Raw genomic sequence first — 25,116 nt, 5'->3', positions numbered from 1 at the left:
TAACGCCGCGCGCCCCGGAGCCCCCATGCCTCGCCTCGCCGCCTTCGTGCTCGTCCTGTCGCTGCTCCTGCCGGGGAGGGCCATGTCCGCGGCGACGCTGGAGCTGGCCGATGGGCAGAGCGTCGACCTGGATGCGCTCCAGCGGCAGGTGGTGGGCCCGGGGTGCTCGGGGAAGCTGCTGGGTTTGAAGGAGCACCCGTTCTCCGAGGCCCAGGTGGCGTGTGATGCCTTCCTGTCCTTCGCCCTCGTGCAGGCCTCGCTCGAGGGGAAGGCGCCACCGGATGTCCGCGAGCGGCTGGGGGCCCTGCTCACGGATGCGCTCGGACGGGCCCGCTCGCCCTTCCGCAACACCGGGAGCACGCGGGTGGCCGGGCACTCACTGCCGCGCAGCGTGTTGTACCGGGGGTTCCTGCTGTTGATGCTCGCGGGGGTGGAGCGCGCGGGCCTCGCGAGCGAGGAGCACCGGACGCTCTTCGACGCCCTCGCGGCCCAGACGGCGGAGGCGTTCGCGAAACAGCCGCTGCTGCCGAGCTTCGGGGAGAGCATCTGGCCCTGTGACAACGCGCTCGCGGCCTCGGGGCTGCTGCTGCATGGGAGGCTGCGGGGCAGCGAGGCGTCACGGGCCGCGGGCGAGCGGTGGGTGGCGCACCTGGCGAAGCTCTCGGAGTCACCGGGCGGATTTCCCACGCAGGTGGATGCGAAGGGGCGCATCCTCAAGAAGACCCCGCGAGGGACCGTGCTGGCCTGGACCGCCGCGTTCCTGGCGATGAGCGGGGCCCCGGCGGCGAGCACCTTCGCCGGTGTGTTGTTGAAGGACTTCTGCGAGCACGTTCCCCTCTTCCCGAGCGCCGCGGCCTGCCGCGAGTGGCCCCGGGGCGTGGAGCGGGGCGCGGATGCGTCGAGCGGGCCCATCCTCGGCGGCTACGGACAGGGAGCGACGGCGCTGGCGATCGCCGCCACGCGGGCCTCGGAGGAGCTGGACGGGTGGCACACGGCCCTGCGCACCACGGCGGTGCTCGGGGGCATCCAGAAACACGTCTCCCAGCCGGGGAAGTTCCCGCTGGAGACCGCCCTCTACTTGTGGGCCACGAGCCTGCGGCCCTGGTAGCCTGTAGGAGTTCGAACCTGAATGGTCCGCCCAGTCTCCGGTGTTGTAGAGGACCGTGGCCGTCGTTGAATCAGGAAGACGTGGAGGAGTGAATGAGTGAGGTGATCGTCGTCTCCCTGGTGGGAATGGTGGTGTTCGGAGGCCTCTTCGTCCTTCTGTGCCCGGAGTGGTGGAGCAACAGCCTGGGCATCATCAAGGAGAAGCCAAAGAGCGAGAAGACCCAGGCCCCCGAGGCGGACAAGCAGGCGGTGGCCCGCCAGGCCGAGCGGCCGTAGCCGGCCTCAGGGCGGCCACCGCAACCGGGGCCAGCCGTACACGCGCGAGCCGCACTCCACGCTGTACCTCGGCGAGTCCGCGGAGCGCAGCGCCGCAGCCATGCGGGCGGGCGCTTTCACGACCGGAGGGCACGTGGTCTTCGGCGGCAAACCCGACCTCCGCACCGCGGCACACGAGGCCGCGCACGTCGTGCAGCAGCGTGCGGGCGCCCGCCCCTCCGGTGGCATTGGGAAGGACGGGGACGCGCACGAGCGCCATGCTGACGCCGTTGCCGATGCCGTGGTAGCGGGGCGATCGGCGGAAGGACTGCTGGACCCATTCACCGCAACCAACGCAGCGGGGCAGCGCACCAGGGCTGAAGGCCAGCGGAGTAACGCCGTCCAGCGCACCGTCAGCGCCAAAGAAACCAAAATGATACAAACACAAATCAAAAAACTCACACCAGGAATAAAGCAGGAACTCGGAATCGAAAACAAGCCCGAGGCGCAGAAAGTGCTTCGCACCTGGATACGCTCGAACACCAAGCATGAATTCAAGGACTTCGATGCACTCAAGAAAGCAGTAAGGCACGCCAGCAAACAGCCGGCGACGAGGCCGTCACTATTCACAGTGCAAAACTTGGAGTTCGTGACCAAGGCAGACGCTCGGGAAGCGACCCTGTATTTCATGAAAGGGGACTTGAGTGGGCGGATCAGACAGCAGCACCCGAGCGGTCCAAAGGTGGAGCAAGAAAGCAACAAGGTGGATTATTGTTTCAACAAAAGAGAAGACCTCAAAGCGTTCGAGAAGCTAGCAAAAAAGACAAGAAGAAAGGGAAAGGGCGAGTCCAAACTGAAGCGCCTGGCGGCAGAGAAGCAGCTCAACATCCGGACGGAGCCCGCGGATGAGGACTATCATTTCGAAGTCACGTACGGGGACAAGAACAAGAAAAAGATTGAAAAGACCCATGCATCGGGGGGGCGTATCCTTACAGACATCAGCGCGTACGATGACGACACGATCAGCTCCATCTACCTGGCAGCGATAGGCCGCGAGAAAGTCAACCGCAACCGGAAACGCAAGGGCGAAAACGAAGAACAGAAGAGCAGGAAGCGGCAGCGAACCGCCGACTGAATGTGCCGACAGGGTCGAGCACGGCACCTGGGCTTGAGAACGAGGGCGCGGCGAGCGCTGTTGGATGTTCTGTGGATTTCGAGACAGACCTTGCCGCGGAAGTTGACAGCACAACCCTCTCATCCACGCGCCCGGAACCATCGCATTGACAGCCATGCTCCGGAAAATGGAGGGTTCACCGGGAACGGGCGACCTCGACTCGAGCCGGGCGCGAGCGTCACGTCTGGGGGCGATCATTCTTCAGGATCTCGACAAGACACTCCAAGTGCTGCTCACGCGGGAGCTGCCCGAGGAGTTCGTGCGCGGGGAGTATCCGGTGTCCGTGAGCTTCATGACACCGGACGAGTCCTTTCCGCCACAGTCGCTGGTGCTGCCGGCGGTCAATCTCTTCCTCTTCGAGGTGCATGAGAACCGGGGATTGCGCAGCTGCGAGCCGCAGCTGGAGCGTCAGGATGATGGCTCCGTGCGCAAGCGCCCCGCTCCGGCCCGCGTGGACTGCCACTACCTGATTACCGTGTACGCACGGGACGGGGTGCCGAATCCCGAGCTCTATGAGCACCACCTGCTGGGAGCCGTCCTCCGGGTACTGCTGTGCTACCGTCAACTGCCCGCGGAGCTCGTCCAGGGGAGCCTGAAGGACCATGAGCCTCCCGTGCGTGCCCGGGCCCTGGAAGCCACGAGCCGACAGTACGGTCTCGAGGTATGGCACGCGCTGAAGGGAAAACCCCGCGCCACGCTCCACTATGTGCTGACGCTGAGCCTCGACCTCCGTCCCTCCGAGGAAATGGGCCACGTCGTCCAGGAGGTGGGGCTCTCATGACGACCAGGAGTCCGAAGACCTCGAGGAGTACCCGGAAGTCCACCAGGGCCAGGGAGGTGGCGAGCGCTCCAGCCACCCCAGTGACTCCGGGAGCGAGCGCCCTGCCTCCGGGCCTCATGCCACTCGCCGTGCGCGGCCACCGCCTGAGCATTGCGGGGCGTGTGGTGGATGCTCGGACACGGAAGGTGATCGCCGGGGCCGAGCTCGTCATCACGGAAGGCCCGGAGGCCTGGCGGATGGGCCTGGCGGGGGCGCCACGCGCTCGCACGTGCTCCCTCCCCGACGGCACCTTCCACTTCGTGGACCTGCCCGAGGGCCTCTACACGCTGAGCGCCCGGTTGCCCCAGGCCGCCACCCGCTACGGCACGGCATCGCTGCGACTCGAGGTCTCCTCGCGGCGCGGCCCCTTCCCGCTCGCCCTCCTCGCCCTGCCCCCCACGGCGGCCGAAGGAGTGGTCCGCGGCGCGGGGGAAGTGGACGGCACGAGCGGGTCCCCCTCGCCCCTCGCCATGGCCCGGGTCCGGGTGATGGGCAGCGGCGAGAGCGCCCTCACGGACGCGGAGGGCCGCTTCCTGCTGCATGGGCTCGAGCCCGGTGCACGCACCCTGCAGGTGTCCGCCCGGGGGTTCGCGCCGGCGCGTCTCGCGGTGCGCCTGGAGCGAGGAGTGGTGAAGCACCTGGAGTTGCTACTGAGGCGCCCTCCGCCCGAGGGCTCGAGCAAGAGCTGAGCGCGGGGACGCCAACCTGAAGCGCACACGGAGGAGCATGTATGGCCAACTACGCATCGCCAGGTGTCTATGTGGAGCAGACGCCCTCGAGCGTCATGCCCATCGAGGGTGCCGGCACCAGCACCGCGGGATTCATCGGCATCTACAAGAATGACCCACCCGGCCCGGACGGCAAGCCGCTGGTGGCTCCCACCGGGGCGGTGCTCTGCACCCACTTCACGGAGTTCAAGAGCCTCTTCGGAGACTTCTCCAACGAGGGAGGGCACAGCAACCTGGCCCACGCCGTCTACGGGTTCTTCAACAACGGCGGCACCCGCTGCTACGTGGCCCGGGCAAAGAACGTGGCGGACGTGAAAGAGGTGCTCGAGCGCTTCGAGGCCATTGGAGAGATCTCCATGGTGGCCGCCCCCGGCGCCACGGACGCGACCACCCAGGAAAGCCTCATCTCGCACTGCGAAAACATGAAGGAGCGGATTGCCCTGATCGACGGTCCGAGAGAAACGGCTCCGGGCAACCTGAACAAGGAGGCCACGCCCCCGGACAGTCCGCCTCTTTCCAAGAGGTCCAGCTACGCCGCCTGCTACTATCCGTGGCTCCAGGTCTTTGACCCGGCCACCCAGGACGATCCGCTCACCAAGGGGCTCAAGTACGTGCCCCCCGTCGGCCACGTGGCCGGCATCTACGCCCGCGTGGACGCGACGCGCGGGGTGCACAAGGCTCCCGCCAACGAGCCCGTGCGCGGCGCGTTGGACGTGAGATGGCCCATCAGCACCAGCCTTCAGGACGGGCTGAACCCGGAGGGCATCAACTGCATCCGCGACCTGGATGGCACCATCAAGGTGTGGGGCGCGCGCACCCGCGCGGACAGCTCGGAGGCGGACTTCCGCTACGTCAACGTCCGCCGCCTCTTCTGCTACCTGCGTGACTCGATCGATGGGGGCCTGCAGTGGGCCGTCTTCGAGCCCAACAACCCGGAGCTCTGGGCGCGCATCACCCGCAACACGCGGGCCTTCCTGACGCAGGTGTGGAGCACCGGAGCGCTGTTCGGCGCCACGCCGGAGGAGGCCTTCTATGTGAAGTGCGATGCGGAGAACAACCCGCCCGCGGAGCGCGACGTGGGCCGGGTCATCACCGAGATCGGCGTGGCCATCACCCGGCCCGCCGAGTTCGTCATCTTCAAGATCGGCCAGTGGTCCGGGCCCACGAGCCAATAGCGCGCCGCGCCCCACGTCTCCCACCCAGGCCGGCCCATGCCAGACATGTCGATGCAAGCCCCTGCCCCCGGAGTGAATCTCGCCCCGGTCGAGGAGCGACCGCCGGCCGGCGTATTGCGCACGGGTGTGCCCGCCTTCCTGGCCTTCACCCAGGGCCCGGCCCCGCTCGACTGGAAGCAGCTCACGCGCCCGGGCCAGCTCGAGGCGTGGTGGAAGGACGCCCCCCTCTACCTGGCCTGCGCGGTGCGAGGCTTCTTCGAGAATGGTGGCGAGCAGTGCTGGGTGGTTCCGCTGGGCAAAGGCAGGACGCTGGAGCAAGGGCTCGCCACGCTGAAGGACGAGGAGGACGTGGACCTGGTCTGCGGCCCCTGCCTGCTGCCTGACTCGGCCGGCGTGGACGAGCTCGCCGCGGCCCAGGCCCGGCTGCTGCGGTTCTGCGGCGAGCGCGGGGACTGCTTCGCCCTCCTGGACTCGCCGCAAGGCGCGGACGAGCGCGACATGCTCTCGGGCCCGTCATCGTTCAAGACGTACAAGGACACACTCCTCGGCCAGCTCGCGGACGCGCCGGAGCTCCTGGGCCTGGGGGCCCTGTACTACCCGTGGATCCAGGTGAGCCGGAGCGACGGGCGGGGCCTGGCCTTCGTGCCGCCCTGCGGCCACCTGGCGGGCACCTACGCGCGCACGGACCGGCGCGCCGGAGTCCACAAGGCGCCCGCCAACGAGCTGCTCGAGGGCGCCCTGGACGTGGAGCACGCCCTGGCGCGCCCCGAGGCGCTCAACTCGCAGGGCATCAACGGCCTGCGCGCCCTGCCCGGACGAGGCATCCGGGCCTTCGGCGCCCGCACCCTGAGCGCGGCTCGGGACTGGCGCTACCTCAACGTCCGGCGGCTGTTCCTCACCTTGCGCCGCTGGCTGGTGCGCACCATGGCCTGGGTCACGTTCGAGCCCCACGATCTGCGGCTCTGGGTCCGGGTGCGCCGGGAGCTGACCGGGCATCTCGAGAAGCTCTACCTCGGGGGCGCCTTCCAGGGCACCACGCCGGAGGAGGCCTTCTATGTGAAGTGCGATGCCGAGAACAATCCGCCCGCGTCCCGGGAGCAGGGGCGGCTCGTCGTCGAGCTCGGGCTGGCGCCCGCCACGCCCCGTGAGTTCATCGTCATCCACCTCATCCACGACGCGGCCGGGACGGCGGTGGTGACACCGGGCTGAGCGTCCGTCCCTTCTTCTTCAAGGAGCCCCACATGGCAATGGAGCGCAAGGATCCCTTCGGCAGCTACAACTTCGCCGTGGAGTTGGACGGCATCACCCGCATGGGTTTCAAGGAGTGCTCGGGCCTGGAGAGCAGCACCAACTCCTCCAAGTACCGCGAGGGCACGGACCCGACGCTCGGCCACCGGGAGATTCCCAGCCTGCTCTCGTTCTCCACCATCACCCTCAAGCGCGGCATCACCGACGACCGGGCGCTGTGGGACTGGCGCGAGGGCGTCTCGAAGGGAGCCCCGGTGCGCCGCACCCTCTCCATCATCCTCCGGGATGACACGGGCGCGGAGAAGATCCGCTGGAACGTGCGCAACGCCTGGCCCTCCAAGTGGTCCGGCCCCAGCTTCGACGCCACGACGGACGAGCTCGGCATCGAGACGCTGGAGCTCACCCACGAGGGAATCGAAGTGCAGAAGTGGTAGAGGCCCCATGAACACGACGACCGAGTTCCCCTTCACCCTCCCGCTCGGCTACCGGGACGAGTCCGGCGCGGTCCACCGCGAGGGCATCATGCGCCTGTCCACTGCGCTGGATGAGATCGCCCCGCTCAAGGACGCGCGCGTCCAGTCCAACCCTGGCTACCTGGTCATCATCCTGCTGTCCCGGGTGATCACCCGGCTGGGGAGCGTGGAGTTCATCAACCCGAAGACGCTCGAGGGCCTGCTGTCCGGGGACCTGCTCTACCTCCAGGACTTCTACCGGCGCATCAACGAGAGCGGCCATGCCCGGCTGCGGGTGGCCTGCCCCCACTGCCAGGGCGAGTTCGAGGTGGAGGCCAGCCCCGTGGGGGAATCGTGAGCTACCCCTCGGAGCGGTTGTTCGAGGAGGTAGCCTTCCTGTCGCACTACCTGCACTGGTCCTACGAGCAGGTGATGGCCCTGGAGCACCGCGAGCGCCAGCGCTGGGTGGCGGAGGTGTCGCGCATGAACGAGCGCATCAACGAGCTGGCCGGGCGCGCCCGCCAGTCCTGAGGAGCACGGCATGAGCATCCCCGCAGGCACGAATGCCGCCTTCGCGCTGGTCACCGGTGCGCAAGGCAAGCGGCTGGATCCGTACCTGGGCTGCAACTTCCTGGTGGAGCTGGAGGGGCTGCTGACCGGGGGCTTCAGCCAGGTGCAGGGGCTGGAGAGCACCATCGAGGTGGAGGACTTCGTGGAGGGAGGCGTCAGCGGCTACGTGCACAAGGTGCTGAAGCAGACGACGTACCCCAACCTGGTGCTCTCCCACGGGCTGACGGGACTGGACATGCTGTGGAACTGGTATGACCAGACGCGCCGTGGCGTCATCTGGCGCAGGAGCGGCACCATCATGCTGCTGGACGCCCAGCGCCTGCCCGTCATGTGGTGGGACTTCAAGGACGCGCTGCCGGTGAAGTGGTCCGGGCCGGCGTTCGACGCGAGCCAGGACACCCAGGTGGCCATCGAGCGCCTGGAGCTGGTCCACCGGGGCCTCTCGCGCTCCCTGCTCAGCACGGTCGTCTCGGGGGGGCGGGTCGCCTCCCCCCTGGGGAAGTGAGCCGGAGCGATGAGAGAACCCACCCAGACGCGCTCGCGCCCGCCTCCCCTGGAGAGCAGACCGGAGGCGTTGGATCCAAGGCTGCTCCGCCGGCTGCTGCGCCACCGGGATGAGCCGGCGCTCGTGCCGCTGGAGCTGTCGCGGCGCATTCTCGCGGGAATCGAGGCGATGGGGGGCCGTCTGCCGCTGCTGGGCTACCTGGCCCGGCGCCATCGCATCCACGAGGGCCACGGGCAGGGGCAGGTGCCCGTGGTGCACGCCGTGTGGCTCACGCCCGAGGCGGAGGTGCGCACGGTGGTGACGCGGGAGGCTCCAGCTGGCGAGGCCCCACCGCGGCCCGAGCGTCCGAGCCCCACGTCCCTGCCTCGCGTCCGGCCGGGTTCCCCCCGGCCTCCCGCTCCGCCGCCGCCCGCCGTCATGCCTCCGGTGTGGCAACACCTCCCGGCTCCGTCCCTCGCTCGTCCGTCCAACCCGTCTCCCGAGCGCACGGAGAGGGCCCGTCCCCCGCCGGAGCATGAGCCGGCTCCCTCACTCTCCGTGCCGCGACCCGAGGTGCGCTCCGTCTCCACGACGAGACCCGAGGTGCGCGCCCCCTCCGCGCAGCGGCCACGGGTGAGGCCCCTGTCCACGCAGCGGCCCTCGCCAGCTCCGCCGGGCAGCGGCCCCGTGCCCGCTGGCGCAGGGCCCGGCGCTTCGCATCCCCTCGTCCAGCTCGTCCAGGAGCGGAGCGTGTCGTTCGTTTCCACGGCGCACGCCGCGCCCCCCGGGTCGCAGCCGCCCGGTCCGGGCGCGAGGAGCCTCACCGCGCTGGAGGCGCGGCCCGCGGGGGCCCGCTCCGAGCCCGTGCTCCAGGTGCCCCGCGTCTCCCCGAGTCCGCCGGGGAGCGGCGGCTCCAGTTGGAAGGGCACCGGCACGCCGCTGGTGCATTCCGCGGTCACCTCGGGAGGTCCCCCCGGCACTTCGGGCCACACCTCGCCGGGCGCCTCCGCGGCGGAGCCCATGCCCGCGTCCCAGGCCGCCACGCCGCGTGCTCCCCCTGTCATCCCCGTCACGCCGCCCCCAGGTCCGCCTCCCGGCGAGCCCTCCGCGCCGCGCGGGCTCGACGTCGATGAGCTGGTCGACAAGGTCCAGCGCAAGCTGATGCGCCAACTGGCGGATGACCGCATCAGAAGAGGGCAGCCGCGATGAGCATCCAACGTCTTTCCGCCCCGGGCCCCTCCCTCTCCAGCAGCGGCTCGCTGCAGAAGCTGAAGATCCTCTACGAGAAGCGGCAGGCCAACGCCTTCAGCGGGGAACTCCAGGCCCTCTTCAACCCCAGCCAGCTCGTCTACGAGCAGAGCGTCGACTGGAATTTCGAATCGACCCATTCGCCGTCCGGCCCGACGCACACCTTCGAGTTCGAGAGCAGCAACCCGGCGGCGCTGACGCTGGACCTCTTCTTCGATACTTATGAGGGCCCCCCTGCGGGCGGCGCCCTCTCCGGGCTCGGGAGGTTGGCGGGCAGGGCACCCGCGGAGCTCGAGGCCTCCACCGGGACGGACGTGGTCCAATACACGGACCAGTTCGCCGGGCTGGCGCGGGTGAACCGCGAGCTGCACCGCCCTCCGTTCTGCAAGCTCATGTGGGGCGAGTACCAGTTGCTGCACGGAGTGCTCACCCAGCTCCACCAGACCTTCACCCACTTCATGGCGGATGGGACGCCGGTGCGGGCGACCCTGTCCTGCACCTTCAGGCACAGGCCCACCGCCCAGGAGCTGCGGGCGCGCGAGGTGCACTCGGCGGACGTGGCCAGCAAGCGCGTCGTGCGCCGCGGCGACACCCTGAGCAGCATCGCCTACGAGGAGTACAACGATGCGTCGCTGTGGCGCCCCATCGCCCGCGCCAATGGCATCGAGGCACCGGGCCGCCTGGAGCCGGGCCGCGTCCTCACCATTCCCCCGTTGAGCAAGTGAGAGGCACACCATGCTGAGCCCATCCCCGCTCCCCCAGCTGAAGGTAACCATCGACAACGGCCCGCTGCCCCCGGAGCTCGATGAGGACGTGCTCGAGGTCACCGTCGAGCAGACCGTGGGCATGTCCGGCCGCTTCACCCTGCGCCTGCTCACCTGGGACATGGACACGCTCCAGTACACCTGGGTGGACGATGCGCGGCTGGCCGTGGGCAACAAGGTGGAGATCTCCATGGGCTACTCCGGCCAGCTCACCTCGCTGCTCTACGGTGAGATCACCGACCTCGAGCTGACGGCCTCGGCCGGACAGCCGCCCTCCCTGGTGGTGTCGGGGCTGGATGCCCGCCACTTCATGGCGCGCGGGCAGAAGACGCGCGCCTTCGTCGGCCGCTCCCACGCGGAGATCGCCCGCGAGGTGGCCCAGCAGAACGGGCTCCAGGCCCAGGTGACAGGCGTCACGCTCGAGCGCGAGCGGGTGGTGCAGAACAACCAGTCGGATCTGGCCTTCCTCCACATGCTGGCCCGCGAGGCCAGCTGTGCGCTGTCCATCGACGGCAAGACGCTCCACTTCCGGCACCGGAGTGACTCGGCCTCGCCCACGCTGACGCTCTCCCTGGACACGGGGCTGCTCGAGTTCTCGCCGCGGCTGTCCGCCGCCTCCCTGGTCAGCGCGGTGGAGGTACGGGGCATGGACGTGAGCAAGGCCGAGCGGGTGGTGGGAACGGCCAGGGCCTCCAGCCTCGGCAAGCGGGTGGGGACGATGGGCCGCGACAAGCTCCACGGCGGTCAGGTGCGCATCCTCACCCGCCGGGCCGTGGACCAGCAGGCCGACGCGGACGCCTTCGCCCTGGCGGAGCTGGAGCGCCTGTTCGCGGGTGCCGTCTCCGGCTCGGGGTCCTGCTTCGGCACCCCCGGGGTGCGGGCGGGCGAGCTCGTCCGGCTCACCGGCATGGGCGAGCGCTTCAGCGGCGTCTACCAGGTCACCCAGGCCATGCACGTGTACTCGCGCACCGAGGGCTACCGCACCCGCTTCGACGTGCAGGGCGGCGCGCGGGGCACGCACCTCCCGGACTGCCCGGACGAGCTGGTCTCCGCCGACGAGTCCTCGGGCCGCATCCACGGCGTCGTCGTGGGGCGGGTGACGAACACGAAGGATCCCGACGGCCTGGGGCGCGTGAAGCTGATGCTGCCGTGGCTGGACCCGAACCTGGAGACGGGCTGGGCCCGGGTGGCCACGCCCATGGCCGGCGGCGAGCGGGGCCTCTTCCTGCCGCCCGAGGTGGACGACGAGGTGCTCGTCATGTTCGAGCACGGGGACATCACCGCGCCCTACGTCATCGGCTCGGTCTGGAACGGCAAGGCGAAGCCGCCCGCCGCCAATGACGACGGCAAGAACGACCTGCGCGTCCTCAAGTCGCGCAGCGGCCACACCTTCACCCTGGACGACACGGAAGGAAAGGAGAAGGTCATCCTCAGCGACAAGACGGGCAGGAACCTCCTCCTCATCGACTCGGCGGCCAACTCCATGAGCCTCCAGGTGGAGCAGGAGCTGAAGATCCAGGCCCGGGGGGCCATCTCCCTGGAGAGCCAGGGGAACATGACGCTCAAGAGCGGAGGAGCGCTGAGCGTGGAGTGCGCCCACTTCTCGCTCGAGGCCCGGCAGGGCGTGGCCCTGCGGTCCAACGCGGGAGAGGTCGCGGTCAAGGGCGCCAGGGTCACCGTGAACGACGGCGCACTGGAGGTGATGTGATGCCCGGGCGGGTGAAGGCCCGGTAGGAGGAACCCCATGGCCACGGACTTCCTTGGAAGAGGCTGGAGCTTCCCCGTGATGCTCGACACGGGCTCGGGACAGATCGCCATGAGCCAGGAGGAAGAGAAGATCCGCCAGTCCATCTGGCTCATCCTCTCCACCGCGCCCGGCGAGCGGGCGATGCGTCCGGACTTTGGCTGCGGCATCCACGCCCTGGTCTTCGAGAACATCGGCGCGGGGACGAGGGGCCGGCTGGCCAGCGAGGTGACGCAGGCACTCACGCTGTGGGAGCCCCGCATCGAGCTGGACGGCGTGGACGTGCGGCCCGACGCGGACGAGCCCGGCCGGCTCCTCATCACCGTCACCTACGTGGTGCGCGGCACCAACAGCCGGTTCAACTTCGTCTACCCCTTCTATGTGAGCTGACACGCGATGGCCCCTCTTCCGCCGCCCAGGCTCGACTCCCGCTCCTATGGCGATCTCGTCGCCCAGTTGGAGGAGCTCGCCGGCACCTACTCGGGCTGGCGTCCCGCTCCCAACGGGCAGGACGCCGGCTCGGCGCTGATCCGCATCTTCGCGCGGATGATGAGCCACACGCTCGAGCGCCTCAACCAGGTGCCCGAGAAGCACCACCTGGCCTTCCTGGACCTGCTCGGGGCCCAACGGCTGCCGCCTCGTCCCGCCCGGGCCGCGCTGACGTTCTCCCTGGCGGAGAAGGCCTCGGAGGGGCTCGTCCCCGCGGGCACCCAGGTGGGCGCGGGCGCCGTACCGGAGGGTAGCGAGGAGATCGTCTTCGAGACGGAGCGCTCGCTCGTCCTGACGCGGGCGCGGCTCACCTCCCTGTTCGTCCGCGATCGGCGGCTCGAGGGGGAGGCCACTTCCAAGCGCTCCTTCCAGGTGGATCGCGTCTCCGACCACAGCCCCCTCTCCGGCGCCGAGCCCCAGGACTTCCAGGCGTTCAAGGGCTACGGACTGGCCGAGCACAGCATCTTCCTTTCCTGCGACTCGCTCTTCACGCTGCCCGGCATCCAGAAGCGCTGGCTGGACCTGCGATGGAAGGAGAAGCCCACGGTGGAGATGGAGTGGTCCTTCTGGGATGGAGCCCGGTGGCAGCCGCTCGTCCCCCAGAAGAGCGGCACGACCTGGTCGTTGAACCTCGATTCGGCCCCGGCGATTCGTGAGCTCAACGGCCGCTCCGCCCGATGGCTCCAGGGCCGGCTCATCCGGAGACCCCTGGCTGAAAACAAGGAGCCGGAGGACCTGCCGCGCCTGGTGGGCGTGGAGGCGGGCATCGAGGTGAAGCGCGAGGGACTCGCACCGGACGTGGCCCTCTTCAACTCGGTGGCGCTCGATCTCAGCAAGGACTTCTACCCGTTGGGCGAGCGGCCCCGATTCAACGACACGTTCGCCGTGGCCAGCGGCGAGGCGTTCTCGCAGCCGGGCCGCGAGGTCACCCTCACCGTGACGCTGACCCGCCCGCCGCCGCACGAGAACAGTAACGCCAGGGTGAATCCAAGGCTCTCCTGGGAGCTCTGGGACGGGAGCACCTGGCTCAAGCTCGGCGAGTCCACGACGAGCGGCTCCACGCCCGCGAGGAAGGAGCGCCCCTTCACGGACCAGAGCAGGGCCTTCACGGAGGCCGGCTCGGTGGAGCTCACCCTGCCCGAGCAGCTCGGCGAGACGGAGGTGGGCGGGCGCCGCAACCGCTGGCTGCGGGTACGGCTCGTGGAAGGCGGCTATGGCGAGGACATGCGGATTGACGCCACCGACGGGAAGCCGCCCACGGTGAAGCCGGCCACCTACATGCCGCCCTCCATCCAGTCCCTGAAGCTCAGCTACAGCTCCACGCTGACGAGCATCCCCGAGGCCTGCCTCCTGCTGAACGACGGTGCCTACGAGGACTGCACGGCCCGGCTCGCGGCGCCCGGAGACGGCGTGGAGCCCTTCGTCCTCTCGGAGGATCCAGGCCCCTCGCTCTACCTGGGCTTCGACCGGCCCTTCCCCAACCGCCCCATCCTGCTCCACGTGGAGCTGTCTCCGCCGCACCCGGACGAGGTGCTCGCGCCCTCGCGCACCCCAGGGGAGGAGCCATCCGGCGCGGACGAGCCGCTCCAGCTCGCGTGGGAGTACCGGAGCACGAGAGGTTGGGTCCCGCTGCGAGCGGAGGACGAGACCCAGTCCCTCGGCCGCAGCGGAGCGTTGCGGTTCATCGGTCCGGCGGACTTCGCGCCAGGCCTCGAGTTCGGCCAGGAGCGCTACTGGCTGCGGGTCCGCTGGCGGAAGGGCGGGGTCCGCGAGCACGTGCGGCTGCGCCGGGTGCTGACCAACACCGTCTGGGCCAGCCACGCGACGACGGCGACGTGCGAGGTGCTGGGCTCGAGCAATGGCGAGCCGGAGCAGCGCTTCACCGCCACGCGGACCCCGGTGCTGCCCGGCCCCCGCCTCGAGGTGCGTGAGCCCGCCCTGCCGGAGCCCCAGGAGCAGGCGGAGCTCGAGGCGTTGGAGGGCCCGGACGCCATCACCCTGGTGCCGGACGAGCGTGGCGGGCCCCCCGAGGTGTGGGTACGCTGGCATGCCGTGCCGGACCTGCGGGGCTCGGGGCCGCGGGAGCGCCACTACGTCATCGATCACCAGACGGGTGAGGTGCGCTTCGGCAATGGCCGGCAGGGGCGGATTCCTCCCGTGGGGCGCGACGGGATTCGCCTGGCCTGGTACCGCTCCGGAGGCGGGGCGCGAGGCAACGTGTCCGCCGGGCTCCTGACGCGACTGAAGGCCCCGGTGCCGTACGTGGACAAGGTGCTCAACCCGGCGCCCGCCTCCGGCGGCGCGGATCTCGAGGAGCTCGGGCGCCTCAAGGAGCGCGGCTCGCGCGCCCTGCGCCACCGGGGCCTGGCCGTGACGGTGGAGGACTTCGCGGATCTGGCCCGCGAGGCCTCGCCCGACGTGGCCCGCGTCCTGGTCATCCCCCCCCTCGTTCCAGCCCGTCGATCAGCTCACCCCCGACAGGAGCAAGGTGGAGCGCGAGGGACAGGTGCTGCTCGTGGTCGTCCCCTCCAGCATCGAGCCCCAGCCCGTGCCCGGCCCCGAGCTGCTGGCCCGGGTGGAGGGCTTCGTCCGGGAGCGGTGCCCCCCCGCGGCCCGGCTCCAGGTGACGGGCCCGGTGTGGGCCCGGGTCCAGGTCGACGTCTCCGTCATTCCCGATTCACCCGAGGACGCCGAGCCCGTGCGGGACCGCGTCCAGCAGGCGCTCGCGCGCTACCTCCACCCGCAGTACGGGGGGGCTCGGGGCGAGGGCTGGGACTTCGGCCGCAGGCCCCACCGCTCGGAGCTGTACGCGCTGCTCATGGCGCTGGCGGGCGTGGACCGCGTCACCACCCTGAGCGTGAGCGTGGAGTCCCCGGAGAAGGTCCTCCCGCAGGACGTACTCATCTACTCGCGGATGGAGGACCTCTGCGTGACCCTCGAGAACCGGGAGGACTGAACAGTGCTCAAGCTGCCGCGGCTCGATGATCTCACCCATGCCGGGCTGGTGGAGGAGGCGCGCGCCCTCATCCCCATGCTCGCCCCGGAGTGGACGGACCACAACCCGTCCGATCCGGGCATCACGCTCCTGGAGATGTTCGCCTGGCTCACGGAGCTGACGGTATACCGGTTGGACCAGGTACCGGAACGCAGCTACTGGACCTTCCTGAAGCTGCTCAACGGGCCGGACTGGAATCCAGAGGACACCTCGACGCAGGCTCTGGAGGTGGCCATCCGCGACACCGTCCGCGAGCTGCGCGAGCGCTACCGGGCTGTCACCCCCGAGGACTTCGAGCGCCTGGTGCTCGAGGACAGGCGGGGCGCCGGCCCCCGCGTTCGCCGGGCCCACTGCGTGGCGGAGCTCAACCTGCTGGAGTCCCCCACGCGCGCCGCCCCCGGCCACGTGAGCGTGGTGGTGGTGCCGGACGCGCCCTGGCCCGCGCGCTGGGCGCGGGGCCGGGCCGGGCCGGTGCCCGCGCCTCCCGAGCCCGCCGTCCTGCTCGCGTTCGATGGTCAGGGCTCCTTCGTCGATCTCGGCGGCTACGGTGAGGCGCTCGAGGGGAACCTCACCTTCTCCGCCTGGCTCTACCCCCTGGACGTGGGCAGGGGACGCCAGGTCCTGCTCTCGTGGGGAGGCCCGGAGGGGAGCGCGCTCGTCCTGGAGACGGATGGGAGCCTCTCGTACTCCGTGCCGGGCACCCGGGTCCCCTTGCCGGCGAAGGACACGGTGCGAGCGGGTGTCTGGAACCACGCCGCCGTCACCTGGCTGAGGAAGGCGGATGCCAGCCACAGCCACCTCCGCCTCCACCTGGGCGGGCGCTTCGTGGCCGAGGTGGCCGTGCCAGGGGCGCTCCCCGAGAGCACCGCCGCGCGGCCCTTCCGCCTGGGAGGCACTGGATCCGCCGAGCGGGCGGGTGACGTCCGTTCCTTCAGCGGCTTCATCAGCGACGTCTGCCTGTGGCACGCCGAACGGACGGCGGGCCAGCTCGCCGATGAGCTCAAGCGCCCGCCGCGCGGGGACGAGGAGACGCTGCTCGCGTGCTTCCCCTGTGACGACGGCCCTGGAGCCACGAGCGTGCGCAACCTGAAGCAGGGGGGAGTGCTCGGCAAGTGCCAGGACACCTGGCGCGATGCCACGCTGCCGCTGGACGCCTCCAGCACCTTGCTGCGGGACCTGCACGCCTTCCTCGACCAGCGCCGCCTGCTCACCACGAAGCACCACGTGCTGGGCCCGGTCTTCGTGCGCGTGAACCTCAAGGCGCAGCTCTACCTGAACTCGGACGCCCTGCCCCAGACCATCACCGCCGACGCGGCGCGCGCCCTCCAGCGCTACCTGCACCCCCTCACCGGCGGCCGGGACGGCAAGGGCTGGCCCTTCGGGCGCGACCTCTACGTCTCCGAGGTCTACGAGCTGTTGAGCGGCGTGGCCGGCGTGGCCTTCGTGGGCACGCCCGGCGAGTGCCTGGAGGGAGGAGGCACCGCCCACGGGGTGATGCTCTCCGTCACGGGTGACACGACGCGGTTCCTGGCCGATGGAACACTGCGGCTGCTCACGCCCGAGTTGCCCCTCCCCGGACTGCTGACCTTCGAGACCTTCGACTTCGTGGGGGGCCAATGGCGACCGACGAGCCCGTGAGCCGCTACCTCGAGCACCTGCCCGCAGTCTTCCAGGCCGACCCATTCCTCGGGCGCTTCCTCCTCGCCTTCGAGCGCATCCTGAGCGGGCTGGATTCGAACCAGGAGCCGCCGGGTTTCGAGCAGCTCCTGGACCGCATCCACACCTGCTTCCAGCCCGGCGGGGGGGGCGAGAGCGCCAGCGAGCGTGCGCCCGCGGAGTTCCTGCCCTGGCTCGCGGGCTGGGTGGCCACCAGCTTGAGAGACGACTGGGAGGAGGAGACGCGCCGCCGCTTCATCCGCGGCATCCCCGCCCTGTACCGGCTGCGGGGCACGCCGGCCGGGCTCAAGAAGATGCTGGGCATCTACCTGGGCCAGGAGACGGACATCGAGCTCCAGGAGGACGAGGACACGCCCCACTACTTCCGCGTGTCGTTCCCGCTGTCCGAGGCGGACCCGACGCTGCTGGCGCGCAAGTTCCGCATCGCCCGGGCCATCATCGAGCAGGAGAAGCCGGCGCACACCTGGTACGGGCTCGAGATCCGGTACCCGTCGATGCAGCTCATCACCTCGGGCGAGCACCGCCTGACGCTGGGAAAGAACACGCTGCTCGGCTCGAGCACCGTGAGGGACGTCAAGCTCTAGGGAGAGCGCACCATGGCGAACTATGACCAGCCGAAGTACGTCACCAAGCGGCCGCGCTACTTCAACAACCAGTTCCTGTCCGAGCAGGACTTCATCGACGAGCAGAAGTACCACATCGATCGGCAGCGCCGGCATGATCGGCTCCTGCACGTGTCGGGTATTTGCGAGGGGCTCGAGGTGACGGCGAAGGATGCCGTCGTCACGGTGAAGGCGGGCACGGCCGTGGACGAGCAGGGCCGGCACCTGCTGGTGGCCACGCCCCAGACGCTGACGCTGACCCGCGAGGACCAGGGCAAGCGGGGGGTGTACCTCGTCTATCGGGAGGTCCCCTCCGACCAGCAGGTGGCAGACAAGGGCGCCACCGGGGACACCCGCTTCGACGAGTCCGCACACCTCTTCCATGAGGCACCAGGTGGCGCGGTGACCGACGGGCGGCTGCTGCTGGCCGAGCTGACCGTCTCGGCGAACGGAACAGTGGCCGAGCTCAAGATGGACAATCGCCTGTACTCGGGCCTGCGGCTCTCCGCGCCCGGTGGGAAGGCGCTCACGCTGCGCTCGAGCAGCGACAGCCCCCACGCCGTGCTGGACGGGGGCCTGTCCGTGGCGCAGCTCGAGGTCAAGGCCGTCCCCGGCCGCCCGCCGCTCCGGGTGATGGACGAGAACGGCGGGGAGCTGCTCGTGCTGAGCAACGACTCACTCCTCACACTCGGCGACGGGGATCGAACGGGCAAGCTGCGCCTGAACGCCGAGAAGTCCTATATCGAGCTGGGCGCGGGGGTATCCGGCAAGCAGGTCCATGCCGGCAAGGTCGGCTATCAGCTGCTCTCGAGGGAGATGCTGGACATCGTCGGTGCGGGCACGGACGACACGAATCGAAAGGTGAATGTATGGGCCGAGGGGGGCACCACCTTCAAGGGCCCGCTTCGCCTCTCCAGCCAACCCCTCTACCTGCGAGATGACGACAACTACCACGGCCTGCGCCTGGTTGGAGTCAACGATGAGTTCGGGCTGGGGGGCCCGTTTCTCTTCGGCTGGCGCGGGGGAGGGCTTGGCACGACCAACAACGCCACACGCCTCGCCCTCACCTGGGACGATGCGGGCGACATCGGCCTCCATGGCTTGCTCGAGCTGGGCGCGGGGGTGCCCGGAAAGGAAGACAGCGCCGGGAAGATCGGCTACCAGCGGTTCTCAGAGGGGCTGGACCTCGTCGGCGCGGGCAAGACGGTGCCGGAGCGAAGGGTGAAGGTATGGGCCGAGGGGGGGACCACCTTCACCGGTCCCGTCTCCCTCCCCGGCGACCTCAAGGTGCCCGGGCTTCCCGAGTCCGTCCGCATCATCCGCGGTTCCGTCAGTCGGGATGGCACCAAGGCCGCCGGAAACGGCTTCAGCGTGACTCCAGACGGCCCTGCATACACAATCACATTCGATTCGCCCTTCAAGGACAAACCCACCGTCGTCGCCAACGTGGAGGGGGGTGAAGACATGACGAACAACGCGTTGATCCACTCCATCACGACGGGCGGCGTCACAATCTGGACAGGCTATAATGGAAAATACTCACCATTCGCCTTCCACTTCATCGCGGTGGGGCCGTCGTAGCCTCCGGGCCGGCGCGCTCACTCCCAGCCTTCGAGCTCCGGGTGGCTGGGGAAGGGCAGCTGCAGCTTCTCCAGCTCGCGGCGGGCCGCGGCGAGCACGTGACGGGGCCGGACGGTGGCCTCCGCCTTGTCCTCGCGGGCCTCCCCGGCGGCCAGGAAGGCGGCATGCAGGGCGATGCCGCGGATGACGGCGCCGGAGACCTCGAGCAATGCCAGACGCGCGGGCTCCAGGCCCTGGGTGGGGGTGCCCGGTGGGAAGGCCCGCTCCCACAGGGCCCGCCGCTGCCGCGGGCCCGGCATGGGGAAGTCCAGGATGAAGCGCAGCCGGCGCAGGAAGGCCTGATCCAGCGCCGAGCGGCGGTTGGTGGTGAGGATGGCCAGCCCATGGAAGGACTCCATGCGCTGCAGCAGGTAGCTCACCTCCAGGTTGGCGTAGCGATCGTGGCTGTCCTTCACCTCGCCGCGCTTGCCGAAGAGGGCATCCGCCTCGTCGAAGAGCAGCACGGCGCCGCCGGACTCGGCCGCGTCGAACACCCGGCGCAGGTTCTTCTCCGTCTCGCCGATGTACTTGCTCACCACCCCGCTCAAATCGACGCGGTAGAGCTCCAACCCCAGCCGCCTGGCCAGCACCTCGGCGGCCATCGTCTTGCCGGTGCCGCTGGGGCCGGAGAAGAGCACACTGGTGCCGGTGCCGCGCCAGCCGGCCGGTGAGAAGCCCCAGGTGTGGTGGACGAGCGCCCGGTGGCGCAGGTGCAGTTCGAGCTCGCCCAGGTGCTGGCGCTGGGAGTCGGGCAGCATCAGGTCCTCCCAGTCCGCGCGGACCTCCAGCCGCTGCGCCAGCGCCTCCAGCCGGTGGCGGGACGCGCTCCGGGCGCTCGTCCACAGGGCGTTGGCGAGCTGCTCGGGCCGGGGCTGCTCCTCCAGCAGGAGGTGACCCAGCCCCTGGAGGGTGGCCGAGCGGATGGCGGCGCCATCCAGATCGAACTGGTTCACCAGGGCGTCGATGGCGCCCTCGGGTTCCAGCGCGCGTGCGGCCTCGGCGTCGAGGCGCTGGCCCAGGGCGTCCACCCACAGGGCGCGCTGCTCCTCCGGCCGGGGCAGGGGAACGTCATGGAGCACGGAGAGCCGGGCTCCCGTGGGCCGCCGCTCGGGGCTGGCCAGGAAGAGCAGGCCCTGGAGGGAGCCGGCCAGGCGCTGCACGGTGAGGGAGCGCGCGCCCTCACCCGTCTCGAACTCATGACAATCCAGCAGCAGCGCCCGCGGGGCGAGCACCGTCTCCCGGCTCCACAGCCGGGCCAGCCGCTCCAGCGCCTCCGGCTCGCCGGGCAGGTTCTCCGCCGGCAGGCAGTGGAGCTCCAGGCCAAGCAGCTCGCAGGCGCGCGCGGCGACGGCGGATTGATCGTGCCGGCTGCGGCCACAGAGCTGGACGATGGGCGGCCGCGCGTCCGCCGAGGCACTCGCACAGGTGGCGGCCACCTGCCGGGCGAGCTGCTCATGGGAGGCTACGAGCGGGCCCGCTTCCGGCGGGGGTTGGAGGAGCCGGTCCAGGTGCTCATCCAGTCCGTCGATGCCCAGGAGGAACTGCCAGATGCGCTCATCGGCCTTGAGGGGCGCGTAGGCGAGCGCGATGCCCGTGCCCACGCTCACCAGCCCCCAGCGCCGCAGCGGCCCCTGGGGTGCGAGCGCATCCCAGTGCGAGCCGGGGAGGGCGGCCAGTGCCAGGGAGAAGGTGGGCCAGGTGCGCTGAGCGTCGGCGTGGGCCCGGGCGAACAGGGCGGGGAAGCGAGCATCCAGCTCCAGCCCGGCGCACAGCAGCAGCACGTCCCGCTCGAAGGCCGAGAGGCCCAGGGTCTCGCACAGCGCGCGCAGCGCGGGAGGGCGCTCCGGCTCCCCCTTCCACTCCGGCCAGTCTTCCACGTCCTCGTCCTGGGGGAGGAAGGAGGGAGCGGGCGCTGGCGCCTCCACGTGCCGTTCCAGCAGGTGCCGCACCCGTTGGAGGCAGGCGGAGAGGAAGGCCCGGTTGTGCTGCTCCCAACTCATACAACGTCCATATCACTCCGCTGGAGCGCAGGAGGAAGAACCCGACCCCGGCGGGATGGAAGCGGACTGTGCGAGCAGCTCTTCGAGCACTTGGATGGCACCGCTGATGCGCAACAGGGTCTGCTGGAGCGTCAACTGCTTCGAGCTCAGTTCCGACATCATCCGCTCGCCGTTTTGCAGCTCCGACTTGAGCTGGGCGAGACGCTCCTCCATTTGTTGTCTCATCTTCCGGTGCTCCATGAGGTGCGGAAGGTGCGAGATATAGCCTCGTCCGCGGAGCTTCGCCAACCCTGGCCCTCCGGGAAGCCAGGATGCTCTTGTCCTCGCGCGCCACCCGCCCTCCTCGACATGGCGCAGTGGGACCGTGACGGCGGAACCGTTCACCCCCCTTTCTTCCTCTTCTTGTTCGACATCGCCGAACTGGTGGAATCGGAAGCCGAGTAGAGGAGCTTCTTGGGCGTACGGGGTTCGAGGCTGGGCCTGAGCACGTAGTACACCGCCTCGAGGTCGATGTCCTTGAACTGGCCTCCTCCCCGCGACCGCGAGAAGTCCTTGCGCTGGTCCTTCCGGAAGCCACACGCCTGGTGGCCGAAGAGATCATGCGCGCCCGCGGGCGGCGGGCTCTTGCCCTGGGCCTCGAGCAACTTGAGCTTCTTCGGGTTCAGCAACTCACGGAAATCGTTCAGTGCGATCAGGTTGGAGGGCATAGTGGCAAATGGCAGGAATATTCCACCCATCGACTCCTTCCACGCGCCGTGGTGAAAGGCCATGCGACCACTCGAACCCTTCGTGTCCGCGCCGGACTCCACACGGCTGTAATACGAGTCCCCCACTGCGGAGTTCGAGATGACATTCTCTCGCAGGAACCCAAACGCCTTCCAGGTCTGTTCATCCGCGAAGTCCTCCCTGCGCCACGTCATCTTTTCGTGATCGCTCGAGATGATCCCAAGCAACTTCGTGCGAATCCTTCCCTGGATTTTCTCGTAGGTCTCCGAGCCCCCTTTCTTGACATCTCCTTGAGCGACGGCTTTGCGGAACGCACGCCGCAGATAGGGGTTGTGGCGCACATTGGTCTGCTTGAACTGCTCGCCTACCTGGGCGAACCCCTCGCGGGTGTCCTGCTCGTATATCTGATAATCGCTATTCGCCTCATTGTCCCGCTTGCGCTTCTGGCCGAGCACTTCACGGACCTGCATCTCCCCCGGGGTGAGGGGGAAGAGCGTCCTCGTGAGCGCGGACAGTTGCTTCGCCTTGTAGCGTCTTCGCACCTTCTGCCGGGCGGGATCCTGGCCCACCTCCGCCTCGGAGTCCGAGGAGTCCACGTCCAGTGCCTTCAGGTCCCTCTCCTTCGCCTCGTTGAGTGATTTGAGAAGCATGCCCGAGTAGAACGCGTTGACCGCCGACACGCTCGGCTTCGGCCCGGTCTTCTTGAAGTCCTCGCTCACGTGCCGCACATCGTAGACACCAGAGTCGTATCCCAGCCCCCCACTGAAGGCAGCGCCCGGAGACGAGGCGGAGACCGGGGTGCCCGAAGAGGGGCCTGCAACGGCGGTGGAGCCGGCCGCTCCCTTCCGCCGCGCCACCTCTTTTTGCACGGCCTTCTTCGCGTCGGATGCCTTGTGTCGAGTGCCCTTGTTCAAATGCATCTCATCGGCGACCGCGCGCTCCTCGGCATCCAAGCTCGAATACCAGTGCGCTCGCTTGTGGTTCTTGTATTGCTCGCCGGTGTCCTTGACGAACATCCGCTGGACGAGCCCTCCTCCGGCGGATGAATCCGTGCCGCCAGCGGCGCCCGCCTGCTGCGCGACATGGGTCAATTCGTGGGCGAGCAGTTCCCGCCCGCGCCGGGTCGCGGGCTCGAGAGCGCCGCGCCGGAAGAAGACATGCCGCCCGAGGGTGAAGGCCCGGGCGCTGAGTGAGCGGGCGAGCGCGTCGGCGCGGTCATCGGTGTGCAGCGAGACGTCACCCAGGGGCGTGGAGAGCGCCTGCTCCATCGAGTGGCGGAGCTCCTCCTTCAGGGGGATGCCACTTCCGCGCGCCTGCGCGAGGGCGTGCTCCTCGGCGGGAGCGAGTGAAAGGGAGGTCCCCACCGGAGAGGAAGACACGGAGCTCCGCCGCGCACGTCCGGGCCAGGTTGCCGACACACGAGCAGCGAGGAGGGGCGCCTGCTCACCCCCGGCCGGGCAGTCCATCACCGAGGCCAACCGGCGGGCAAGCGCATCCGCCTCCCGTTCGTGACCATCTCCCGGAGCGGTCACGGTCAGTCTCGCCGGAGCGCGGACCGGAATGTCCGCGGGGCCATACGAGGGGCCAGGAGCCTCCGGTCGCGGGCCGGAAGCAACCGCCCCGCCTGCTCCCGGAGCGGCCATCTCCGCATCCCGTCGCTCCGGCACGAGGAATGACCGCCGCGTTGTCGCTGCCGCATGGGCGCTGGCGGCTTCTCTGAAACGATTCGCGTGTCCTGCGACGCTCATGTCCGAATCATCCTCGCTCGAACGAATCCTCCCCGGGATTGCTTCCAGGGCCAGGCACTCCCTTCGGGGTCATCCCCAGGAAGGTAAACCTCGCCTCCAGCCCTTTCCCGCTCCCTCGATTTCTTGCCCGCTCCCTCGCTCGATTCAGTGCCGGAGTTCGTATCCCCCCTCCCACCTTGGAAGTGGCCGGCCTCAGGGTTTGGGAGCGAGTCCCAACAGTGCGTCGATGAGGGGATTGCGCTGCGAGCTCTTGCGCCAGGCCACGTAGATGGGGAACTCGCGCGCCGGCTCGGTGAGAGGCCGCGCCACCACGCCGGGTACCTGCGGCCCGCGAGGCTGCAACGAGGCCAGCAGCGAGTAGCCGAGCCCCGCCGCGACGAAGCCGAGGATGGTCTCGGACGAATCCGCCGCGTACATCCGCTGCGGCACCACGCCGTAATGTGAGAGCGCCGCGAGTTGCAGATCCCTCAACTGGGGATCCGAGCTGTAGGTGATGAAGGGCTCGTCCCGGAACGGCTCGGGGCTCACCGGTCCCTTGCGCGCGAGCTGGTGGTTGGACGGGAACACGAGGAAGGCGCGCGTCTTGCCCACCTGCCGGGCCTCCAGGTCCGCGGGCACCTCGGGCAGGTGGTCCACCAACAGGTCGGCCTCGCCCGAGCGCACCAGGGACACCGCGGGCACCTTCGCCTCGAAGAGGGCCACCTCGATGTCGGGCCGCTGGCCCTGCAGCCGCCGCAGCCACGGTGGCAGCAGGTGGCGCAGGGTGTGCCCCGAGGCGTGGATGCGCAGCCGTCCTCCCACCGTGCCCGAGCGCAACGAGCGCTCCATCGAGGACAGGCCCTCGTAGAAGGGGGCCAGGTACTCGTAGAGCACGCGGCCCTGGGGCGTGAGGATGACGCGATCCTTGCCCACCCGTTCGAAGAGGCGCACGCCCAGCTCGGACTCCAGCCGCTTCACCTGCTGGTGCACGCCGGGCTGGGTGATCGGATACGGAAAGGCGCGAGCCGCACGGGCGTACCCCTCGCAACGCGCCACCCAGTAGAAGCCCTCGAGACGCTGGAGCTGAATCATTCACTGGATGTTATCGAAGGACGAGCCATTAGTTCCATGCGGTTTGCGATGAACGGGTGCATTCTGTGTCTCGTCAACGCGCTTCCACCGGAAGCGCCCTTCGAACGAGGTTCACAATGGCCCGCCCCAACACCTCCGCCGTGCAGCCCACCCACAGTGGCGCCTGGATCATCCAGGCCTGGCTCTCCTTCGCGCTGGCTATCGGTGTGATGGCCATCGGCATCTACCACCTGCCCGTCGACGGCTGGCAGAAGGCCTTCCTGGGCATGGGCCTGCTCTTCAGCATCGGCTCCACCTTCAGCCTGTCCAAGACGGTGCGCGACCAGCACGAGCAAGACCGTCTCACCGCCCGCATCGACGAGGCCCGCGTCACCAAGCTGCTCGCCGAGGTGGACCCCGTGGCCCTGAAGTAAACCGGC

General features: G+C 69.4%; 24 protein-coding genes. 20 read left to right on the top strand and 4 right to left on the bottom strand.

The features are described 5' to 3' along the window. Positions 1 to 25: 25 nt before the first annotated feature. The 19 genes from Q664_RS00250 to Q664_RS00165 all read left to right on the top strand — a co-directional run bounded on the left by Q664_RS00250 (position 26) and on the right by Q664_RS00165 (position 19,113). Positions 26 to 1,108, top strand: coding sequence for a hypothetical protein (locus tag Q664_RS00250; RefSeq protein WP_235216496.1), 1,083 nt, complete (start codon positions 26 to 28; stop codon positions 1,106 to 1,108). Between the two features lie 92 nt (positions 1,109 to 1,200). Next, a complete protein-coding gene (locus Q664_RS00245; protein WP_043388414.1) occupies positions 1,201 to 1,383 on the top strand; it encodes a hypothetical protein in 183 nt (60 codons plus the stop codon). A gap of 61 nt (positions 1,384 to 1,444) precedes the next feature. Beyond that, positions 1,445 to 2,497, top strand: a complete 1,053-nt coding sequence (locus tag Q664_RS00240) for an eCIS core domain-containing protein (RefSeq protein ID WP_268811359.1) — start codon at positions 1,445 to 1,447, stop codon at positions 2,495 to 2,497. A 154-nt stretch (positions 2,498 to 2,651) separates the two neighbouring features. Next, positions 2,652 to 3,317 carry a Pvc16 family protein gene (locus tag Q664_RS00235; protein WP_084609430.1) on the top strand — a complete coding sequence of 222 codons (666 nt, stop codon included), beginning with the start codon at positions 2,652 to 2,654 and terminating at the stop codon, positions 3,315 to 3,317. Beyond that, on the top strand, positions 3,314 to 4,045 hold the full coding sequence (locus Q664_RS00230) for a carboxypeptidase regulatory-like domain-containing protein (RefSeq protein ID WP_084609429.1): 732 nt from the start codon (positions 3,314 to 3,316) through the stop codon (positions 4,043 to 4,045). Before Q664_RS00235 ends, Q664_RS00230 begins: the two co-directional genes overlap by 4 nt. Positions 4,046 to 4,086: 41 nt before the next feature. Beyond that, on the top strand, positions 4,087 to 5,259 hold the full coding sequence (locus Q664_RS00225) for a phage tail sheath family protein (RefSeq protein ID WP_043388407.1): 1,173 nt from the start codon (positions 4,087 to 4,089) through the stop codon (positions 5,257 to 5,259). A gap of 72 nt (positions 5,260 to 5,331) precedes the next feature. Continuing rightward, on the top strand, positions 5,332 to 6,468 hold the full coding sequence (locus tag Q664_RS00220) for a phage tail sheath family protein (protein WP_160174296.1): 1,137 nt from the start codon (positions 5,332 to 5,334) through the stop codon (positions 6,466 to 6,468). 32 nt (positions 6,469 to 6,500) lie between these two features. Then, positions 6,501 to 6,941: a phage tail protein gene (locus Q664_RS00215; RefSeq protein WP_043388404.1), complete on the top strand. Its 441-nt coding sequence runs from the start codon at positions 6,501 to 6,503 to the stop codon at positions 6,939 to 6,941. 7 nt (positions 6,942 to 6,948) lie between these two features. Beyond that, a complete protein-coding gene (locus Q664_RS00210) occupies positions 6,949 to 7,317 on the top strand; it encodes a hypothetical protein (RefSeq protein WP_043388402.1) in 369 nt (122 codons plus the stop codon). Further along, a complete protein-coding gene (locus Q664_RS57195; protein WP_200883638.1) occupies positions 7,314 to 7,490 on the top strand; it encodes a DUF6760 family protein in 177 nt (58 codons plus the stop codon). Before Q664_RS00210 ends, Q664_RS57195 begins: the two co-directional genes overlap by 4 nt. 10 nt (positions 7,491 to 7,500) lie before the next feature. After that, on the top strand, positions 7,501 to 8,034 hold the full coding sequence (locus tag Q664_RS00205; RefSeq protein ID WP_043388400.1) for a phage tail protein: 534 nt from the start codon (positions 7,501 to 7,503) through the stop codon (positions 8,032 to 8,034). 9 nt (positions 8,035 to 8,043) lie between these two features. After that, complete coding sequence (locus Q664_RS00200; RefSeq protein ID WP_152621814.1) at positions 8,044 to 9,222, top strand: hypothetical protein; 1,179 nt, start codon at positions 8,044 to 8,046, stop codon at positions 9,220 to 9,222. Beyond that, positions 9,219 to 9,986 (top strand): CIS tube protein, encoded by a 768-nt coding sequence (locus Q664_RS00195; RefSeq protein WP_052517479.1) that lies wholly within the window; start codon positions 9,219 to 9,221, stop codon positions 9,984 to 9,986. Before Q664_RS00200 ends, Q664_RS00195 begins: the two co-directional genes overlap by 4 nt. 10 nt (positions 9,987 to 9,996) lie before the next feature. Then, complete coding sequence (locus Q664_RS51340) at positions 9,997 to 11,733, top strand: VgrG-related protein (RefSeq protein ID WP_052517478.1); 1,737 nt, start codon at positions 9,997 to 9,999, stop codon at positions 11,731 to 11,733. 36 nt (positions 11,734 to 11,769) lie between these two features. Further along, positions 11,770 to 12,159, top strand: a complete 390-nt coding sequence (locus tag Q664_RS00185) for a GPW/gp25 family protein (RefSeq protein WP_043388392.1) — start codon at positions 11,770 to 11,772, stop codon at positions 12,157 to 12,159. A gap of 6 nt (positions 12,160 to 12,165) precedes the next feature. Next, entirely contained in the window at positions 12,166 to 15,243 is a 3,078-nt protein-coding gene (locus Q664_RS00180; protein WP_043388388.1) for a baseplate J/gp47 family protein, read from the top strand. Continuing rightward, positions 15,218 to 16,891: a LamG-like jellyroll fold domain-containing protein gene (locus tag Q664_RS00175; RefSeq protein WP_043388386.1), complete on the top strand. Its 1,674-nt coding sequence runs from the start codon at positions 15,218 to 15,220 to the stop codon at positions 16,889 to 16,891. Before Q664_RS00180 ends, Q664_RS00175 begins: the two co-directional genes overlap by 26 nt. Then, complete coding sequence (locus Q664_RS00170) at positions 16,870 to 17,514, top strand: phage tail protein (RefSeq protein ID WP_043388383.1); 645 nt, start codon at positions 16,870 to 16,872, stop codon at positions 17,512 to 17,514. The genes Q664_RS00175 and Q664_RS00170 overlap by 22 nt, the downstream gene beginning before the upstream one ends. Positions 17,515 to 17,526: 12 nt before the next feature. Then, positions 17,527 to 19,113 carry a hypothetical protein gene (locus Q664_RS00165; RefSeq protein WP_043388380.1) on the top strand — a complete coding sequence of 529 codons (1,587 nt, stop codon included), beginning with the start codon at positions 17,527 to 17,529 and terminating at the stop codon, positions 19,111 to 19,113. A 17-nt stretch (positions 19,114 to 19,130) separates the two neighbouring features. On the opposite strand, the gene Q664_RS00160 is transcribed toward Q664_RS00165, so the two are convergent. From Q664_RS00160 to Q664_RS00145, 4 genes are all read right to left on the bottom strand, one after another. Beyond that, positions 19,131 to 21,152 carry an ATP-binding protein gene (locus tag Q664_RS00160; RefSeq protein ID WP_043388378.1) on the bottom strand — a complete coding sequence of 674 codons (2,022 nt, stop codon included), beginning with the start codon at positions 21,150 to 21,152 and terminating at the stop codon, positions 19,131 to 19,133. Positions 21,153 to 21,164: 12 nt separating this feature from the next. Continuing rightward, on the bottom strand, positions 21,165 to 21,377 hold the full coding sequence (locus tag Q664_RS00155; protein ID WP_043388512.1) for a hypothetical protein: 213 nt from the start codon (positions 21,375 to 21,377) through the stop codon (positions 21,165 to 21,167). Between the two features lie 155 nt (positions 21,378 to 21,532). Beyond that, the gene (locus tag Q664_RS51335) at positions 21,533 to 23,257 is read right to left on the bottom strand and encodes an eCIS core domain-containing protein (RefSeq protein ID WP_160174295.1); all 1,725 of its coding nucleotides are present in this window, start codon (positions 23,255 to 23,257) and stop codon (positions 21,533 to 21,535) included. A 561-nt stretch (positions 23,258 to 23,818) separates the two neighbouring features. Further along, on the bottom strand, positions 23,819 to 24,697 hold the full coding sequence (locus tag Q664_RS00145; protein ID WP_043388375.1) for a LysR family transcriptional regulator: 879 nt from the start codon (positions 24,695 to 24,697) through the stop codon (positions 23,819 to 23,821). A 116-nt stretch (positions 24,698 to 24,813) separates the two neighbouring features. On the opposite strand from Q664_RS00145, the gene Q664_RS00140 reads away from it, so the two are divergent. After that, the gene (locus Q664_RS00140) at positions 24,814 to 25,110 is read left to right on the top strand and encodes a YiaA/YiaB family inner membrane protein (RefSeq protein WP_043388374.1); all 297 of its coding nucleotides are present in this window, start codon (positions 24,814 to 24,816) and stop codon (positions 25,108 to 25,110) included. Positions 25,111 to 25,116 lie beyond the last annotated feature (6 nt).

It is taken from the genome of Archangium violaceum Cb vi76, assembly GCF_000733295.1.
Taxonomy (GTDB): domain Bacteria; phylum Myxococcota; class Myxococcia; order Myxococcales; family Myxococcaceae; genus Archangium; species Archangium violaceum.
Note: the sequence above shows the minus strand (reverse complement) of the source record. Positions and strands in the feature narration are given on the sequence as shown.